At 47.0% G+C, this 18213-nt stretch carries 17 protein-coding genes, 1 tRNA gene and 1 pseudogene; 6 read left to right on the forward strand and 13 right to left on the reverse strand.

All coding sequences use genetic code 11. From position 1 onward, the window contains the following. Nucleotides 1-68 precede the first annotated feature (68 nt). From rpsR to rpsF, 3 genes are read right to left on the reverse strand one after another with little or no spacing between them, the layout of a single operon-like run. Complete coding sequence (gene rpsR / locus TY10_RS24840; RefSeq protein ID WP_042169765.1) at nt 69-353, reverse strand: 30S ribosomal protein S18; 285 nt, start codon at nt 351-353, stop codon at nt 69-71. Between the two features lie 18 nt (nt 354-371). After that, on the reverse strand, nt 372-923 hold the full coding sequence (gene ssb / locus TY10_RS24845; RefSeq protein ID WP_042169768.1) for a single-stranded DNA-binding protein: 552 nt from the start codon (nt 921-923) through the stop codon (nt 372-374). Nucleotides 924-960: 37 nt separating this feature from the next. Continuing rightward, complete coding sequence (gene rpsF / locus TY10_RS24850) at nt 961-1245, reverse strand: 30S ribosomal protein S6 (RefSeq protein ID WP_042169770.1); 285 nt, start codon at nt 1243-1245, stop codon at nt 961-963. Between the two features lie 198 nt (nt 1246-1443). On the opposite strand from rpsF, the gene TY10_RS24855 reads away from it, so the two are divergent. Further along, a complete protein-coding gene (locus TY10_RS24855) occupies nt 1444-1626 on the forward strand; it encodes a YjzC family protein (RefSeq protein WP_042169772.1) in 183 nt (60 codons plus the stop codon). Between the two features lie 448 nt (nt 1627-2074). On the opposite strand, the gene TY10_RS24860 is transcribed toward TY10_RS24855, so the two are convergent. Continuing rightward, complete coding sequence (locus tag TY10_RS24860; protein ID WP_042169774.1) at nt 2075-2431, reverse strand: VOC family protein; 357 nt, start codon at nt 2429-2431, stop codon at nt 2075-2077. 115 nt (nt 2432-2546) lie between these two features. Between TY10_RS24860 and TY10_RS32635 the strand changes: the two are divergent. Together TY10_RS32635 and TY10_RS31885 are read left to right on the forward strand one after the other, a co-directional pair. Next, nucleotides 2547-3323 (forward strand): annotated as a pseudogene (locus TY10_RS32635) (MobA/MobL family protein); the annotation flags it as partial. Beyond that, nucleotides 3324-3542 (forward strand): hypothetical protein, encoded by a 219-nt coding sequence (locus TY10_RS31885; protein ID WP_042169778.1) that lies wholly within the window; start codon nt 3324-3326, stop codon nt 3540-3542. It abuts the pseudogene before it with no gap. A gap of 1004 nt (nt 3543-4546) precedes the next feature. On the opposite strand, the gene TY10_RS24880 is transcribed toward TY10_RS31885, so the two are convergent. The 8 genes from TY10_RS24880 to TY10_RS24915 all read right to left on the reverse strand — a co-directional run bounded on the left by TY10_RS24880 (nt 4547) and on the right by TY10_RS24915 (nt 13953). Next, nucleotides 4547-4912, reverse strand: a complete 366-nt coding sequence (locus TY10_RS24880) for a PBECR3 domain-containing polyvalent protein (protein ID WP_042169783.1) — start codon at nt 4910-4912, stop codon at nt 4547-4549. After that, entirely contained in the window at nt 4912-5826 is a 915-nt protein-coding gene (locus tag TY10_RS24885; RefSeq protein WP_052350760.1) for a helix-turn-helix domain-containing protein, read from the reverse strand. Before TY10_RS24885 ends, TY10_RS24880 begins: the two co-directional genes overlap by 1 nt. 697 nt (nt 5827-6523) lie before the next feature. Continuing rightward, nucleotides 6524-6895, reverse strand: coding sequence for a type IV secretory system conjugative DNA transfer family protein (locus TY10_RS24890; RefSeq protein WP_081735483.1), 372 nt, complete (start codon nt 6893-6895; stop codon nt 6524-6526). A gap of 386 nt (nt 6896-7281) precedes the next feature. After that, nucleotides 7282-7692, reverse strand: a complete 411-nt coding sequence (locus TY10_RS24895; protein ID WP_337588389.1) for a class F sortase — start codon at nt 7690-7692, stop codon at nt 7282-7284. A gap of 456 nt (nt 7693-8148) precedes the next feature. Beyond that, nucleotides 8149-10926, reverse strand: a complete 2778-nt coding sequence (locus TY10_RS24900) for an S-layer homology domain-containing protein (RefSeq protein ID WP_162160686.1) — start codon at nt 10924-10926, stop codon at nt 8149-8151. Nucleotides 10927-11333: 407 nt separating this feature from the next. Beyond that, a tRNA-Ser gene (locus TY10_RS24905) sits at nt 11334-11424 on the reverse strand. A gap of 70 nt (nt 11425-11494) precedes the next feature. Continuing rightward, on the reverse strand, nt 11495-13240 hold the full coding sequence (locus tag TY10_RS24910; RefSeq protein WP_042169797.1) for a sensor histidine kinase: 1746 nt from the start codon (nt 13238-13240) through the stop codon (nt 11495-11497). Further along, nucleotides 13237-13953 carry a response regulator transcription factor gene (locus TY10_RS24915; RefSeq protein WP_042169800.1) on the reverse strand — a complete coding sequence of 239 codons (717 nt, stop codon included), beginning with the start codon at nt 13951-13953 and terminating at the stop codon, nt 13237-13239. The genes TY10_RS24910 and TY10_RS24915 overlap by 4 nt, the downstream gene beginning before the upstream one ends. 140 nt (nt 13954-14093) lie before the next feature. Between TY10_RS24915 and TY10_RS24920 the strand changes: the two genes are divergently transcribed. Then, nucleotides 14094-15305 carry a DUF418 domain-containing protein gene (locus TY10_RS24920; RefSeq protein WP_042169803.1) on the forward strand — a complete coding sequence of 404 codons (1212 nt, stop codon included), beginning with the start codon at nt 14094-14096 and terminating at the stop codon, nt 15303-15305. 66 nt (nt 15306-15371) lie between these two features. Here TY10_RS24920 and TY10_RS24925 read toward each other — a convergent pair whose 3' ends face one another. Next, entirely contained in the window at nt 15372-15929 is a 558-nt protein-coding gene (locus TY10_RS24925) for a GbsR/MarR family transcriptional regulator (protein WP_042169806.1), read from the reverse strand. A gap of 243 nt (nt 15930-16172) precedes the next feature. Here TY10_RS24925 and TY10_RS24930 point away from each other — a divergent pair, with 243 nt between their 5' ends. Both TY10_RS24930 and TY10_RS24935 read left to right on the forward strand, forming a co-directional pair. Continuing rightward, nucleotides 16173-17372, forward strand: coding sequence for a quaternary amine ABC transporter ATP-binding protein (locus tag TY10_RS24930; RefSeq protein ID WP_042169809.1), 1200 nt, complete (start codon nt 16173-16175; stop codon nt 17370-17372). Continuing rightward, nucleotides 17369-18205: an ABC transporter permease gene (locus TY10_RS24935; protein WP_042169812.1), complete on the forward strand. Its 837-nt coding sequence runs from the start codon at nt 17369-17371 to the stop codon at nt 18203-18205. The genes TY10_RS24930 and TY10_RS24935 overlap by 4 nt, the downstream gene beginning before the upstream one ends. Nucleotides 18206-18213 lie beyond the last annotated feature (8 nt).

The raw sequence follows: 18213 nt of genomic DNA on the forward strand, positions 1-18213 counted from the left end.
ATCGTACATTTTTCTCAAGAAAAAGGCCTGCCGAGAATAATCTCTAACAGGCCTTTCTGAGCAGATAACTACTCAGTTGTGTATGGCAACAAAGCTACTGTACGCGAACGTTTAATCGCAACAGTCAGCAAGCGTTGGTATTTCGCGCTTGTTCCAGTTACACGACGTGGCAAAATTTTGCCGCGCTCGCTGATGAATTTGCGAAGCAAATCCGTATCTTTATAGTCAATGTGAGTGATTTTGTTAACAGTGAAGTAACAAACTTTACGGCGTTTGTTGCGTCCGCCTTTGCGACCGCCGAATTTGCGTTCTGGACGCTCTCCGTCTCCGCCTTCTCTTTGCTTAAAGCTCATTCGAACCCATCCTTTCAATTAAAATGGCAAATCATCTTCTGATATATCGATCGGTCGACCATCATCCGAGAACGGATCACGGCTGTCGTTACGTGAGTTGCCGGAGTTACCGGACCGGCTTCCGCCGCTGTTGTTGCCGCCACCGCTGTATGAAGCGCTGCCGCCACCACCGCCGCCAAAAGATCCGGTGTTGCTGTTATTTCCGCCGCTATAGCTATTGCCATTATCTTCGCGCGGAGCTCCGCCCTCACGATTGGATTCCAAGAAGCGAACGTTATCGGCAATAACTTCCGTCACATAGACGCGCTTGCCTTCGTTGTTCTCGTAATTCCGCACTTGAATGCGTCCCTCAACCGCTGTTAAACGGCCTTTACGCAAGTAATTGGCGCAAGTCTCAGCCAGCTGCCTCCAAGTTACGACCGGAATGAAATCCGCTTCGCGCTCGCCCTGTCCGCTCGTAAACGGACGGTCTACTGCGATCGTAAATTGAGTGACCGCTACGCCTGCGGGCGTATAACGCAACTCGGGGTCTCTCGTTAATCTGCCAATCAGTATTACACGGTTCAACATCGTTACAGACCTCCCAATCGATCAATCCTGGCATGGCTTAGGCAACGTCTCTGACGATCAAAGTACGGATAACTTCATCCGTAATCTTCATGATGCGGTCGAGTTCGTTCACAACTTCAGTCGTTGCATTGAAATGAACCAGAACGTAGTAACCATCACGAATCTTATTGATCTCATACGCAAGACGACGTTTACCGATCAAGTCAGATTTCGTGACTTCACCGCCGTTGTTGATGATGCCATTGAATTTGTCAACGAGGGCTTGAACTTGCTCTTGCTCAACGTCTGGACGAATGATGTACATCACTTCATATTTGCGCATATTGTTTCACCTCCTTTTGGACTAAGCGGCTCCACTAGGGAGCAAGGAGCGGTTATGATTAGATCATACTCGCATCTTTATACTATACCAAATCGCCCATCGTCTGACAAGTCGCTTCGCATTGGCGTTTTATGCCGTTCATGTTCCCTCCCCCGTTGGCGAATAATAGAGCAACACGGTTTCAAGGAGGTGAACAGGATGGGTGAATGGACGATGTTTTCCCCTGGCGACAAGGCTCCGAATGACGGCACTTATATTGAAGACGGAGTTAATTCCTTTCATATGGGTATCAACAATCCGAAAAAGGTTCAGCTTCGCAAAGGCGAGCGGTTCCCGGATACAACGAACCATGAGCGTAAATGGAAAAGGATGGGCCACTAATTTTTTTGCATAAGTGATGTATAAGGAATTAGAGCATCGGACATCATACTAAACGACGGCGCGAAGAGAGGTGTGGTTCCGTTGAACCAAATGGTGCAATGGCTGCAAGAGGAATTGGTCCACTCAGCATAGAAGCGGAGGGTTGTGCCAAAGACACTTATCTGTAACACAAGCGCATTCAAGATCAGACTTAATATAAGCTGTTAGATACAGCCGCTTAAGCTCCTGATCATTCATACGGCTTAAACGATGAAGCTTTTGTGGAATTGGGTTTGCCGTATTGAAGAGTGTTAGCTCCTAATTTCTTTACGAAGTGTGAATTCATGACTCAACGATCAAGCGCCGTCACAGGGGGAGAGCTCGCAAGAGCTCTCTTCTTTTGTCTTCAGACAGACAGAACAAGGGACTGGCTTTCAGAAATGATGTCTGAGCCAGTCCCTTGTTTTTATTAAAGATAAGTTAACCGTTCCGCAATTTCATGCACGTTGCCAAATGGATCAACGAAAGCGGCATATCGCCCTTGCGTAGGCTCTTCGTGCAGAAATGGGATGCCCTTTTCCTTCATTTCCTTAAATGCTTGGTCAACAGAGTTAACATCAAACACCAAAACGGTTCTAGCCTCGTTTGAATAATCGCCAACCTCTTTTGTCTTTTCACACTTATACGTTACAAGCTGACAACCGTCAAAGGCAAATATAAGTTTATTTTCTTCCTCTAACACGATTTGCATACCCAACAATTCAGAATAAAACCATTTGGCTTTGGTCATGTCATTAACGAAAATCATAATATGTCCTAATTTCATGAGCTTGTAATGCCCCTTTGCTTTTTGTAATCCATGATGCAGAATCTTTGCTCATGATTATACCATTGTCGACAATAAATAACCTATTGAGTGGATTTATACATTACTTCGTAATGTGTGCGGCTGGATTCCACCCTGCACCTGGTTTTCGCCTTCGGCGTTTATACGCTTCGCTTTGCTAAATAAATATTCCAAGAAAGGGGGACATCTCATATGGCGATTTTCCATCTGCGTATGCAGGTCATTCGCCGATCCGAAGGTCGTCGCCCCTTCCTATCGGAGCGGTGAAGAATTGTATGATGAGAAGCATAGGGGTTTCCGTAAAGAGCGGTACTTGATCGAAAGCGGGATCCTTGCGCCAGAGAATGCCCCTGATTGGGTTTATGACCGTGAACGGCGGAATGAAGTTGAAAAGGCAGAAGACAAAAGCACCCTGCGGGCGACGGCACAACTTGCCCGGAATTTGCCGTAGCACTACTCCCGGGAAATGTCTTATGGGTCTCAGCGGGAACTACTTCTTGATTTTGTACAAATGGAATTTGTAGATCGGGGTATGATCGCCGATGTTTGTATTCATAGAAACGATTCAGAGAATCCTCATGCTCATGTGATGTTGCGAATGAGGGAAATTACCCCGGAAGGTCTCGGGAACAAAACCGCGAATGGAACGGGGACTTTGTTACATACAAAGAAGCTGAAGAAGTCGGTATAGGATGGCGTAATAACGTCAACGCTGAAAATTCGCCTGAAATGGCGGGGCAAATGGGCTGAATATGCAAATAGATATTTAGAGCGGGAAGGCATTGAAGCTAGAATCGATCACAGGAGCCTGAAAGTACAAGGTCCGACGGATCGGGTTCCTACGGTTCACGAGGGGCCGAATGTTCGTGAGATGGAAGAACGAGGCATTCAGACGGATCGTGGCGACTTGAACCGTGCAGCAAAAGAGCATAACGCGATTGTCGTTGAGTTGGAAGCATATCGGCGAAAGGCTGTGCGTCAGGAGATCGAGCCGCAAAAGGCCGATTCTGGCCTTCTGAAATCCGAATCTACGCTTGTTGCTACTAAGCAAGATAAAAACACTCCCGAGAGCGAGGTAAAGCAAGTATGAGTGCTATCGAAAAGCGGCCAGATATGGCTTTCCAGTTTTATAGTGAGTAGAAGGAGCGGGGCAGGGAAAAGGTTTGGGGTGGTGATGGTGATGGTGAATGTTTGAATACGCAGATAAACGAAAAGTAAAAGCGTGAATTGGCAACTAAGTTGCGCATCATATTGTGCAAGAGCGGCCATTCAGTAAAATCGTTCGTTCTCCGGATGAACTAAGCCGCATGAATCGGTACGAGCTGGCCAAATCGTTTTTGTCCTCGGATGAACGCCAATACTTCGACCGAGATCTAAGGCATACTCCCGATCCTAAAAAGATGTTGGACGATATAGCTCAGTACATTGATCAGCGTATCCCAAAGGCTTATGCAACATGGCGCAGTTTTCCTGTAAGTACAGGTATACAGTAAAATGGTAATACAGATATAGCGGATTGGTCGGCATCTGGGCTAGGCTTGATCTATCAGTTTTCGGAGAATGCGGACCTGGAACAATTCGTGAAGGATCAAGCTAAGGCATGGAACAGTGACGTTGTTCCAGCAACCGAGAAACAAGTCAGGTATCTAAACACGTTGCTTCCCCGTTCCGAGTATCTCTTGAATATCGGGTTCGATGAACTTACCGTGAAAAGTGCCAGCCAGCTTATATCTTACTTCGTGAACGATACTCCTTTATCAGATGATGTTTTCAAAAGTCTGTGTAAGTTGCGGCCCAAACCGCAAGGGCATTGTTTGAGGATGCCAGAGGCATCTGCGTAGACGAAACATATTAGAAATACAGCAAAAAGCCGTAGCTATAAGCTACGGACTCATATACCTTAGAGAAGGATAGCCGGGGTGACATTCCCGGATCTCCTAACCGTGATTACTCACGGGGCGCTGGCTGCCTGTTCCAACCTCAGATCCTTCTCTTCAGTAGTATATGCAGTTGAACTTCTTTTATTATAGACTATGCTTCGGAAGTGCGCAACCCGGAAAAACCTTGAAATACAAGGTCTCCAGTCGTTTTCGCTTAGATATACGGGAACAGATACTCGTTTTCTCTGTAGCTCGTCCATTTCTCTTTGGACATGACGAACAACGTGCGAGCAAAAAACGTTCCCTTTGCTGTCATTCTCACCGCCACTAATACACGGTCCTCTGGGGAACCGTATTCCTTAATGTATTGAATAGATCCGTCCTTGGGATGCTTCGCAACATAATCAGGCTGTGCGATGATTTCATTAAGATAATGCCCATACTTTCTGTAGTCTTCTGGGTGTTGTTCCCTCATATGCTCCCTGTTTGGCTCACCAATAAAAATCGGAGTTCCCACAGGGACAATCAAACCTAAATGCTGAACTTCTTTTGTCTTTATTATGCCTATTTTTTCTGGCATTAATCCTCTCCCCCTTTATCTGTCTCAGCCTCCTCACCATCATCTTCAGCTTCCAACACTTCGTCGATAGATCCATATATAGCCGTTGGATGTTGTAGTAGTATTTCGGCATCGGCAACAGCTAAATCCCTCATCATATTTATAAGTGTTTCCGTTCTATCTTTTTGCCTTAGTCGTTGCATGTGATTAACGGCGATTCCCGATACTGGATGATCCTTATATACAAATGGACTCTCGAATATCACTACGTCATCAACATAAAGCTGACTAATGGCGTAATTGACCGATTTCCGAAGATGATGCCGATGGCCAACAAGCACGCCATCCGCTCTCTTCGTAATAATGAACAAAAAGTTAGTAGTGGATGAGTCTATATCTGGATTCTTCTTCTGGTCTAATCCCCAGTGGAAAATATGATAGACCTTGATGATTTCGCCATAGACGGCAGCCAATTGCTCGCGCGATTCCAATAGATCATCGAGTAATTCCTGATCATCGAATTCGCGTTTCTTGGCTGGCTGTACATTAATGATTGAATCTGTGAAAGGAATCAAAAATGTGGTTGCAGATTTTTTGTTATGCCGCGTGCGATAAATAAGGCCAGCCTCACCCAGCTTTTGAATCCAAAAATCAATCGTCCGGGTCTGCTTCCCGAAGTAATTCGCTATCGTTTGAATGCTATGCCAGCTGGTGCCGGTCTCATTGTTAGATACGAACCCCAAATATAGATAAAGGCGAAGCGCTCCTTCATCCAGATCCTTGAGCAGCTCCTTGTCTTTGAATGCCCGTAGCACTCCAAAGAAAGGCTCCTTCATATTGGTGTTGTTCTGACGCCATTGATTATAATAGCTCTTCAGCGCCTCTATTTCATCCAAACCATCTGAATTTGTTCCCAAAATAGGTATTCTTGCCATTATAAGGCCCCCTTCTTTATCTATAAGTAGTCTATACGAATCCATTCGATCTGTAAAATGCGAAATGGCGCATAAGTTTTAAATAATATATGCGACGGAACGCTGATTTTTGTGCGATAAGTTTCGTATAAATAATACGATAATAACAATATACTAATAATAATATATAATAACATAGGCGAATAATACACAGGTTGCGTGGCACGATACCCATTTTCGTGTCGGGACATTTTTAAATTTTTTTCAAAAAATAAGCCATCATAAATTGTTGGCTCATTTGCTCATGGCATGTCTTCTCAGACAAGTATCGTTCGATCATTGAGAGAGGATATTTTATACCTCCAATAAAAAAAGTTCGCCTTATTGGCGAACCTTGCGGCAAGACGTGCCTGCTTTAATTTAGCTAACGCATCGCTGACCGCTTGCATATCGACGAGCAACATCTTCAAGACACTTTTTCTTCTTCATGTTTAATCACCTCTTAGGATAAATATAGCTTTTCTTCGGACAATAAAAAAAGAAGTAGCGGCGGTGGATGCCCTGCTTCTTTTAGTTGGAAGACTTTCCGAAATCGAAAAGGAGTGTATCTTCATGTTCTATCCGGCGTCTTTGGTACTTGGCAATGCGAATTGCTTGAAGTCTTTGTCTTTGAACCAATACGCTAGCTCTAATTCTGTTGGTTGCATACTGAGCACCATTAGAATTGGCTTGGGCAGCCGTGCCCAAATTTCGGGCCGAATGAGGTGAACCCCTGTTTCAGATCGGACCATATTAGGAACCCAACCAGCTCAGATCGTGACGCTCTTGGAATGGACGGTAGCCTGCCCGGCCAAATCCGCAAATAGATCGGATCATATTGGCTTCGGTGCTTAGCTGTTAATGCTGATAGCTCTCCTTTAATATCAACGACTACTGCGCCGCCTTTAAACCGGAACAGCGTGAGTATGGCAACGCCTGTGGTTTTTCCAGTGCCGGGTGTGCCTGCAACCAAAACATGTCCTTCTGCTTCTGGCGGCTTCTCAATTAGCTTTTCTTTTAAGCGGCCAAAAACAATTCCTGCACCGATCAGTCCCTTAGCGGTAACTTCTTCTAAGGTTGAGAACCGAGCGTCACCATGCGTCTTTTAACGGTTTCCTTCCCGATGAATTGCCGCCGATCCGGGAAGCCATGGTGAGAGCAACGACAATATACCGTAGTAAAAAGAAGCAGCGCCTAAAATATAGACTATGGATTGGGGAGTTTTCAGGGCCACGCCGGATTCTTCGCTTAAAGCACCGAACTGTCCACTAAGGTACCAGTAGGCGAACAAAATTCCTAAACTGATCGCCCCATCAACGTACTAACGATAAACCCCATTAGCAGGGTTTGGGGGATACGTCCCATATTTTTTTTCGAGGGCTTTTCGGAGATAGATCGGCCATACAGCCGGAAATGTAATAACTTTTACTATTACCTTCAAGCCTGTCCTTCCCCTTTCAAAACGATAACAATCGTATTTTGATAACCCGCAAACTTTTTATCAAATCGCCCGCCGCATGTAATCAACGTAACGCGCGAATCTCCTGCAAGATCCATGACCATTTCTGGAACATCGTCTAGGCGGTACGTGTTGTTTAAGGCGACATTAAAGATTTTCTTGCTTCCTTTATCGAAGCGAATTGTTACAACGTCACCTACGTCCAACTTTTCAATGTCCCGGAAATTACCGAAAGACCCTTTCCAATCCCGGTGTCCGGCTAATATCGCATTTCCTTCTTGCCCTGGCATTGCCCCGAATTTGTACCATTCAATGTCCTCGACGGCCGGGATCGTCGCCTTCGTCTTTCGTGATAGAGGCCCACCGCTTGAATAGAGACCTCCAGGAATGAGGGTGGATACCGGGAAACTTGCCGGCTGTTCCTCCGCTACAGATGTCGGAGTGCTTTCGGCAGCGGCGAGATTCCTTTCGACATGGAGAGCTGATTATTTAATTATCGGATCTACGGCATTACTACTTAAACAACTGGAGAGTAGAAGGACGAAAACCAGCAAGAACGGTAGCTTTTTCATGATTTGCCACACTCGCATCGAACTTTCCGTAATTCGATTAAGTAGGCAGCAAAGGAGTAAACGCCGCAAACAGAGATTGAAATATTGAATAGATTAGAAATCAGATTGGACCACTGTTCGTGGTTAAGTGACCCGTCACCTGTTTTTGGAATCAGCGATTTTAGCGGATTTGGCGTAGGCGAATTCTATATGACAGAAAAAAGGACTGGCTTTCAGACGTAACATCTGAGAGCCAACCCTTTTTATTAGCCAGTAGAATACATGGAAAATTTCTTAAAACTCTTCTTCCAGGTTCTCTTCTTCATAGTATCGTTCATTGACGTAGCGTCCCGTAGCAGGATTCTCGTTAGTCAATTCGTTGATCGGATGTATCGTAATGATTCCATTCTCATCGATAGTGAATTCGAATACGAGCCAATACAGTTCGTCAGCGCCAGTCGGAATCGTGAACTCGATTGGATTTTCCCAATCTGTTCCTTGAATCACTTGAACTTTTGCTCCCGAAGCTGTCATTGCTGGTGTTTGTGAGAAATTATGAACGTAGAACAGATACGTACCCGGAACGTTTTTACGAAGTGTCGTTGTTTCCGGACCATACGAGTTTACATCGTCCCAGTCGAGATCAACAATAAGCTCACCGTTTACCGTATAATCTTTTTTACTGTACCATGTGTGAAATTGTCCGTTTCCATCAACTGCAGGTCCGATTAAATGAGAATCCAAGTCTTTAGGTTGCAGCCCCCACGTCAGTACAATACGAGTTTCGGATGCAAGTGGAATTTTGATGGCTGTGAAGTTCTCATTCTGATTCACCACATTGCTTGCGGCAACACCAATTAAATACGATTTGATGTAGTCCGTGCCTTCGCCGCCAAGCTCACCTGTATAAATGCCGGCAGGAAGATTCACGAAGTACTTGCCGTTTGCATCTGTTGTTGCGATTGCGACGACATCGCCTGTTTTTGCATTCAAGCCTTTACGAAATTTAATTGTCAGGTTTGCAACTGCATCTTCGTGAACATCGGTAATTTTACCGCCGAAGCCTGTGAGCTTAATGGAGCCGCTTTGGCTGCCAGCGAATTTCGTGAAGTTCGCATCATGCTGAACCGTTACATACAATGTTTTGCCGTAAGTGCTGATAGGCTGGAAGTTAATTTTACCATTCGAATAATTTAAGCCGCGCAGCTGCGTTTCTACACCGTTTAACGATGCTGTCACCTTAAAATGCTCCAAAGACAGATCTTCAATCTGTTGATCGAATTGAACATCGATTTGGCCATTTGTAACTACGATGCCCGTAATTGTAGGATGTGTAACCGGCTGATAGACGGATACCGTTACAGGAACTTCAACATTGAAAGAACCGTAGTTAGCGGAGATTGTTGTTGTACCTTCACCTACTGCTTTAACCACACCATAAACAACTTCAGCTACGGAAGACGAGGAGCTGTTCCAAGCAGCAATCTGGGTAAGGTCGATGTCGCCTTGGCTTCTAACGCCGATCAGCACAATTTGCTTCGTTGCTCCTGCAGCCGTTAAATCCAGGGATTGCGGGTTATGAACAACGGCAGTAACCGAAGGGTCTGCAGCCATAACCGGAGGCGTAGTAAGACCGCCAAAATCAACATCATTCACATTCACTTGAGCAGAAGAAATGATACCCGCTCCAGCAAACGATGCGATGGCATCAACGATCAGACGCGAGACAGACGAGCCTGCATACAGTTGAAAAGCGTTGTTTACAGCGCCTTGCAATACGTTCAGGTCGCCTATCGAAGCACCTTCTGCCAAGCTAATGTTAATTTGCTGAGCGTTCACATTTACCGTATCAAATGATCCGTTCAAAGTAACCGTAGCATTTTGCGGAATCGTGTTCGTAAGGCTGATCGGACCGATCTCGCCTGCAGCATTGGCTTGAATAATGCCGCCGGAACGCAATTCTACTTGCTGTACATCAGTGCCATTCTCCAGAACAAGACGAATGCTGCCGTCACTTTTGTTCACAACTACAGTAGCCAGAATTGAGTTAGACACATGAATACTGTTAGGACCGCCGCCTTGAACGTTAGTCGTACCTGTTACCGTGACATTATCGAGCGTAACATCACCGAGGCCGATTGCCGAAGTAAGCGTAAGGTTGCCATTGATCGTCGTATCTTTCAGCGTAACGTCTGCTGCGCTGATGACAACATTACCAGTTAATGTACCCAAGCTGCGTGTGCCAGGCTCGTTAATCGTTGTTGTCGTTTCAGGGTTAGGCGTTGCTGTTGGCGTCGGCGTCGGATTAGAGCCATTGCCCGAGCCGCTGTTGCCGCCAGGGGACGTCGGTTTTTTGTCGTCCTCAGGCTTTTTGGTGCCCAGCGCGCTTACTTTATCAGCATAAGCCGCTTTATTAACGGCAAATTCATAGGCCAGACGCGCAAGCGCTTGACGGTCTGCTTTGCCCGACGGGTTAAAGCTAATGGAACCGTCGTTATTTGTGCTTCCTTTAATAAAGCCGATTTTGTAAGCGAAGGATACATGAGGCTTTGCCCATACCGATACGCTATTTAAATCAGACAAGCTGGTTTCCAAAGCTGCAGCTTTGGCTTGCTCTTCCCATCCGAAAGCGCGAATGAAGAAAACAGCCAATTCTTCTCTCGTTACCGTCTGGTTAGGGGAGAAGCTGCTCGCCGAAGTGCCCTGCGTAATGCCGGATTTAACAAGCGCTCCAACATAGCCGGCAAACCAGTCGCTGCTTGCTACGTCCTTGAAGGAAGCTGCGCCCGATAAATCTTCTTCTTTATTCAACGATAATACGAGCACTTTAGCCAGCTGTGCACGGGTCAAAGAGTCACCAGGCTTGAAGGTTCCGTCTGTGAATCCGGCCAAAATTCCTTTTTCAACAAGTGCAGTAATCTCTGCTTTAGCATACGATTGGTCAATATCCGATAACGATGTTGCTGCTGCTGTCTCCGCTGCGAAAGCGAAATAGTTGGTAGAGAAAATAGATAGAACCATTGCTAGAGCGAGTAGAATAGAAATTTTTCTTCGTGCTTGTTTTCTCAACAAAATACAATCTCTCCCTTTTGTTTTGTTTCTTTTTAGAAAAATACTAGCTGACATCCCCATTACTTATTTGCAAAATTCTATAATCATTACTCCTTTTATGATGATTTATTGAAAAATAGTAAATTTTCCAATAGTACAATAATACCATTAGAAGAATTAATTTCAACGATAAATGTTCCAAAATTATCCGATTTTATTAGAAGATAGCCTTTTGAATAGTGATATAGATACAGATTAAGAGGGATGATTTGACTAACAGAAGGCAGTGGAAGCTTGGAGGTCTGGGCCATCAAGCTCATGCTGTTTGATGTTTGATGAAGGCTGCAGTGGAATGAACGATATATATAAAAAGACAACAAAAAAACCTTCTACAGTCAAACTGTAGAAGGTTGTCATTTAAAAGTTAATGGCGGAGAAGGTGGGATTCGAACCCACGCACGCTTTGACACGCCTAGCTGATTTCGAGTCAGCCCCCTTGGGCCTCTTGGGTACCTCTCCGCATGTAATAAATAATATAGCACAGCGGATATCCCTTTGCAAGGGCTTGTGCTAACTTTTTTTGAAGGGTTCAAATAGCCGGCAAATACACCGTAATGCGAGTTCCCTCTCCCGCCTTCGAATGAACCTCTATCCGGCCATCATGGGCTTCTACGACCATTTTGGCAATGCTCATGCCGAGCCCTGTCCCTTCCGTCGACTCCTCTGTATTCGTCCCTCTGTAGTAACGATCGAACAGCTTCTGGCGCGTAACAGAATCCATTCCCACGCCGTTGTCTTCAACCCGGATATACACTTCATCATTTACCATTCCACTGGATACCGTGACGATGACATCGGCGGGATTATGTTTAACCGCATTGGAGATCAGGTTGCCAAAAAGACGCTGCAGCCACTTTTCATTGCCGTGAATGAACAAAGGAACATCCTCGCTCTCATAACGAAACTGCGCGGAAGAAAGCGTAGCATCATTCACATAAGCAAGTACAGATACACGAAGCAGCTCATTCAGCTCGATCCGGCTCCGGACGATACCAGCAGTATGCTGCTGCTTCAGCTCGGATATATGGGAGAAATCGGTGATCAATTCCAGCATATATTCGCCTTTCTCGCGAATTTGCGTCCCCATGTCGCGCAATTCGTCCTCGGACCATGCTCCTGAGGCGCTGCTCTCTAGAATATAGCCGTACCCTTGAATCGTGGAGAGTGGTGTACGGAGATCATGAGAAATGCCGGACATCCACTCCTCGCGCATCTGCTCCAGCTTCTTGCGGTCCTTCTCCGTCTGAGCCAATTGCTCGGCCATGCTGTAAAAGGACTGCAGCACCTCTTTGTACAGCCGGTAGCGCAGCTTCAACTGGCCTCTGCGGCGGAATAACTTCCGGCGGTCCCGCGGTGTAAGCACCTCTTCATACAGCCCCTTCCCCATGCGCTCAAACCACCCAGTGAACAGCAACAGCGGCCGTGCATAACGGTAGCCGTGCCACACCGACAGCGCCAGGGCAAATAGTAGAATGCCCGCTACAAGAAGCGAAAACTGCCATAACTGAGTGCTGTACATCCACTTGCTCGACCCGCTAATTTCCACATTAGGCGCATGGAGAATCCAGATCGGAAATCCCTCTTCTGAAGAGTAGATTGTAATGTTCGTATCGTAGGCGCCCGGCGATTGTCGCATCGCAATGATATCAAGCGGATCGTAATGACCGGTTTCCTCTGCTTTCTTCCCGATTGCCTGCAGCTCTTCTCCCTTTGCATCCACAATGGTCAAATAGCTTCCGGTCTCCTTAAGCTTCTGCTCTAATGAAGGAATGTCCGCTTCCAGCACGAGCCCGCTGCTCCCACCATATTGCGCGTGCAGTCCGGCAAGACTCTCCAGCCCTGCATTCTTATACCCAAAAATAAAGAACAACGGGCTTGAAAACGTATCGTCCAATACACCTTTTATGTTGTAGCGGCCGTTTGATTTCCCGTCTTGAATTTGGACCAGATCGGCAAGCGTGTACGTTTGCGGCTGTTCCCCATGCGTATTGACTTCGAAGATGACAGTTCCCTTCACATCGACCACCTGGAGCCAGGCATTGCGCTCGGTTATTACATCCTGCCACTGCTTGGACAATTGAATTTCACCATTGGTGTAAAAGGTTCCTGCAACGATGCTTCCGAGCCCATTGGCCGGGAAATTCCGTTTAATCTCTTCCCGGGTCATCACGTTAACCATCACAAGCACCATTGCAACCATCAGCCCGAAGACCACAATCGAATAAGCGGCCAGCTGATATGTAAAATGAATGGCCAATCTCCGCTGAAGCTTCATCGCATCTCCGGCTCCTTCGCCAGCTTGTAGCCAAGCCCGCGCACCGTCAGCAGATGTGTGGGCATTCCCGGATCATGCTCAATCCGCTCGCGTATTCGCCGGATATGCACCATGACTGTGTTGTCATCACCTAAGCCGTCAAGGCCCCATACCGCCTCATACAACTGTGTTTTGGAAAATACGATGCCAGGATGCTTGCAGAAGTGCAGCAGCAGCTGGAATACCTGAGCCGGGCAGCTGACAGGCTTGCCATCGACTAACAGCTCTCCCTCCGACTCATTCAACTGGAAGCGTCCGAAGCTGTAGACAGGCTTTATCGCTCTCGCTAATGGCTCTGAGGTCTCCCCCATCCTCCGTACTCGGGCTTTAATGCGCGCTGCGATTTCTAACGGGTTGAACGGCTTTAGAATATAATCATCTCCCCCTACCGCGAAACCGTTAAGCACGTCTAGATCCGATACTTTTGCCGTGAGAAATAATATATAAGGATTGCCATAAGTGCGAAGCTTGGAACAGAGCTCTAGGCCGTTGCCATCCGGAAGCATGACATCCAGGATAATGATATCCGCTCCATAGCGTTCGATTTGCTCCAGCGCCTCCCGGCAGCTGCCCGCTGTATATACTTGCTCGAAGCCTTCTTTAACCAACACCATACGCAGCATTTTCACAATGGAAGGCTCATCATCTACAATTAATATTTTACTCGTCATCATTATTCATCACCCACCAATAGGCTACCACATAAACCTTAACAGCAGTTTAACAAAACTGGCAAAAATTAAGCCATCGTTACAGTATTGTTTGTTTCCTATTCAATCTCCGCTGATAACCTGTTTATTGAGGTGATGGAGATATGAAGGAGACAACCGATTCAGTCAATCGTATTCGTATAATCGATGCGATTCGAGGGTTTAGTTTATTAGGCATCCTGATATGCAACATACTTATTTTCCAATACGGCATGTACGGAAAAGGAATGCTGGAGCTGTTCCATGCGTCCCCCGTAGACATTGCCGCTCATAACGTCCTGCTCGTTGTGGCTGAGGGCAGCTTTATGCCGATTTTTATGTTCCTGTTTGGCTACAGCCTACTTAAGCTTAGAGAGCGTTTGGTACAGAGCGGGCTAAAGCCTTGGCGGGCGCTTTTCAGACGTTTTGCTTTATTGGCAGGAGCAGGTCTTCTCCATTCGATTCTGTTGTGGGACGGCGATATTTTACTTCCTTACGGCATTACCGGCTTTGTTCTTCTTCTATTTGTGAACCGCAAGCCTAAGACATTGCTGATCTGGGCGGTTATATTAGGGGTTCTATTCGCTGCTGCAACTTATGGCATGTATGAGCCTTCCCAAGGCGAAGACCCAAAAACAACAGAATACGTGCAGCGCTCGATCCCTATTTTAAGTGAAGGAAGCTACGCCGACATTGCCAAATTCCGTGAAGAAAGCCCGCTCGATATTCCAGAAGCCGGCCTCATATTTGTAGCCCTTATGCTTCCTTTCATGCTGATGCCGATGTTCCTGCTCGGTATTGCCGCCGCTAAAAAAGGCTGGTTTCGCAATCCCCGGCAGGAGCGGACCGCTTATCAGTACGGCGCTGCTGTACTTCTGCCTGTAGGCCTCCTGTTGAAGGGATTTGGGGTAGGGATGTCCGAGACGCAAATCGGCCCCGTTCTTACTCAAATCGGCGGCCCCCTGCTTGCCTTGGGTTATCTGGCGGCATTCGCGTTGGTGCTCTCTCATCTGTCTAGATCGTCTTACTTGCTCAGAGCCTTTGAATCCGTTGGCCGCTTGAGCTTGACGAACTATTTGATGCAGACCGTTATTTGCACCACCTTGTTCTATGGCTATGGCTTAGGCTGGTTCGGAAAAGTGGGCGTTATCACCGGCACACTGCTCGCCATCGTGATTTATGCGCTTCAAGCCATTGGATCAGCTTTGCTGCTCAAACGGGTGAAGCACGGCCCGTTCGAAATGCTGCTTCGCATCGGAACGTATTTCTCGCTTAACGGAAAGCTGCGCAATGTCCCGCAGTCCAAGCCAGTTCCCCCTGTTTCTGCCGACCTTTAAGCGCATTATGTACGAAAAAAAGCGGATGATGCCCTCGCATCATCCGCTTTTTCAATTGGAGCCCTGCTATTCTTCCTTAGGAATAAGTGTGAAAATATCCCCGTTTTCGAAGGAATCGATCAATCGCTCCAGCCATTTATAATATTTCATCGATTCCAGCATCTTCAACCGATCATGCTCCAGCACTTTCATAAAGACGGCGTCCTCGCTATATTTCTCCTCAAGCGTTTCAATTTCTTTCATACATTTGCGCAAAGCGCTTCTGTTCTGCTCAACGGCCTTTCTCCACTTAATGGAGAAGAAATCGGCGAAGTTTTGATGCCAATCCGGCTCCACTTCGTATAAGTCCTTCCGCGAGCCTTTTCCCCATACTTTATTAATCATTTTCAAATCATGGAGCGTGCGCATACCTGTGCTGATCGACGTCTTACTGAGCCCCATCGCCTCGCTCATTTCATTCAAGGTAACAGGCTCCTGATTAAAGTACATATTGCCGTACAAATGACCAATAGACAATGTAATGCCATATAAGTCCATATTTTTACCGATTGACTCGATCGCGCGACGACGTGTATGCAGCAGCTGTTCCCGTTGCTCGTCTGTCAGATCTGCAAGTTCATTCATGATTTTCCTCCTGAGGGAACCTGATTGCTCCCAATAAATCCTACATCTTGTATTGTAAACAGAGCTTATCCGCATGTAAAGATTCGTTCTCGACCGGAAAAAGGAGTTATCAAGAGTATTCGGCATGTACAGTACGTAAAGTTTAAACTGTACGTTCTATATCGTCTCTCACCCGTTTTGACCCTTACAAAGTTAACCAGATACACTATTACAGGTGAGACCACATACAAAGGGGGCGCACTTATGGCGATTATAGAAGCCAAAAAGCTTACAAAAATATTTGGGTCCGACCCCAAGAAAGCAGCTGCTTTATTAGATAAAGGTTGGTCCAAGGAAAAGATCCTAGCCGAAACCAAGCACACCGTTGGCGTTAATCAAGCCGACTTTATGATAGAGCCTGGCCAGATCTTTGTCATTATGGGCTTGTCCGGCAGCGGCAAATCGACACTGGTACGGCTGCTTAACCGGTTAATCGAGCCAACCTCCGGCCAATTGCTGTTTAACGGCACGGATGTACTAAAGATGTCGCCGGAGCAGCTCCGGCAGTATAGACGCAAGCATATCGGCATGGTTTTTCAGAAATTTGCGCTGTTCCCGCATCGCACAGTCGTGCAGAACATCGAATACGGCCTTGAAATCCAAGGCATCGATAAGAAGAAACGCAGGGAAATGGCGATGGAATCGCTGGAGCTTGTTGGTCTGAAGGGCTGGGAGAACAGCTATCCCGAGCAGCTTAGCGGCGGCATGCAGCAGCGTGTCGGGTTGGCTCGCGGCTTAGCGAACAATCCGGAAATTCTGCTTATGGATGAAGCCTTCAGCGCACTGGATCCGCTTATTCGGAAGGATATGCAGGATGAATTGATTGAGCTGCAGCTGAAAATGAAAAAAACGATCGTCTTCATCACCCATGACCTGGATGAAGCGCTGCGTATCGGCGATCAGATCGCTTTGATGAAGGACGGCAGCATCGTTCAAATCGGTACGCCGGAAGAAATTCTAATGCAGCCGGCCAACAAATATGTAGAGCGTTTCGTTGAAGACGTCGACTTATCGAAAGTGTTGACCGCTTCCCATGTCATGAAGAAGGCGGCGACGATTACGCCGGAGAAGGGCCCTCGTGTATCCCTGCAATTTATGAGGGAGCAAGGCGTGTCCAGCCTTTATGTCGTCGACAAGCGGATGCAGCTGCTTGGCATTATTACAGCCGAGGATGCCGTTCGATCCATCAAAGAAGGTCTTCCGTTTGAATCGATTATTCAGACCGATGTGCCGACAGCATCTCCAGACACCGTACTCAACGATTTATTCGAAATGATGGGCCAAATCCGTCTTCCCGTCGCTGTGATCGGGGAAAACAACCGGCTCAGGGGTGTCGTCGTTAAGGGAGCCGTTCTGGCGGCTCTATCCGGCAACTCGCTTGAGGAAGGAGGCCATGCGATATGAATCTTCCCAAAATCCCGCTCGCAGACTGGATTGAATGGCTCGAAGCATGGCTAGAAGCGAACTTCGATCCGCTCTTCCAATTCATCCGGCTTATCGTCGGCGAGACCGTAGGCGGTCTTGAAGCGGTTCTGCAATGGTTTCCGCCGCTCGTTCTTATTCTGATCTTCACTGCAATTGCATGGTTTATTGGCAAATGGCGAATGGCGTTATTCTCGTTCATCGGCCTTGCCATCATCGACAATCTCGGCTTATGGAGCCAAACGATGCAGACGCTGGCTCTCGTCATTACAGCCGCCTTTATCTCGATTCTGATCGGCGTACCGCTTGGCATCCTATGTGCAAGAAGCAAGACGGTGCTTCGCATTGTGACGCCGCTGCTTGACTTCATGCAGACGATGCCTGCGTTCGTCTATCTGCTTCCTGCCGTTACGTTCTTCTCGCTCGGCGTCGTTCCCGGTGTAATCGCGTCGATTATTTTTGCGATTCCGCCTACGATCAGGCTGACGAATTTGGGTATACGGCAGGTTCCGGCTGAGCTTGTGGAGGCAGCCGATGCGTTTGGCTCCACACCGGCACAAAAGCTGTTTAAGCTTCAGCTCCCGCTCGCTATGCCAACGATTATGGCGGGTATTAATCAGACCATTATGCTCTCGCTCTCCATGGTCGTCATCGCATCGATGATTGGCGCACAAGGGGTAGGCGCCTACGTCTATAGAGCCGTAACGCAGGGCAATACCGGCGTAGGCTTTGAGGCAGGGCTTGCCATCGTTATTTTAGCCATTATTCTCGACCGTCTTACTCAGCAGTCTATGAACAAAACGAAAACAAATTAAGGAGTTGT

The organism is Paenibacillus gorillae (assembly GCF_000513275.1).
Taxonomy (GTDB): Bacteria; Bacillota; Bacilli; order Paenibacillales; family Paenibacillaceae; genus Pristimantibacillus; species Pristimantibacillus gorillae.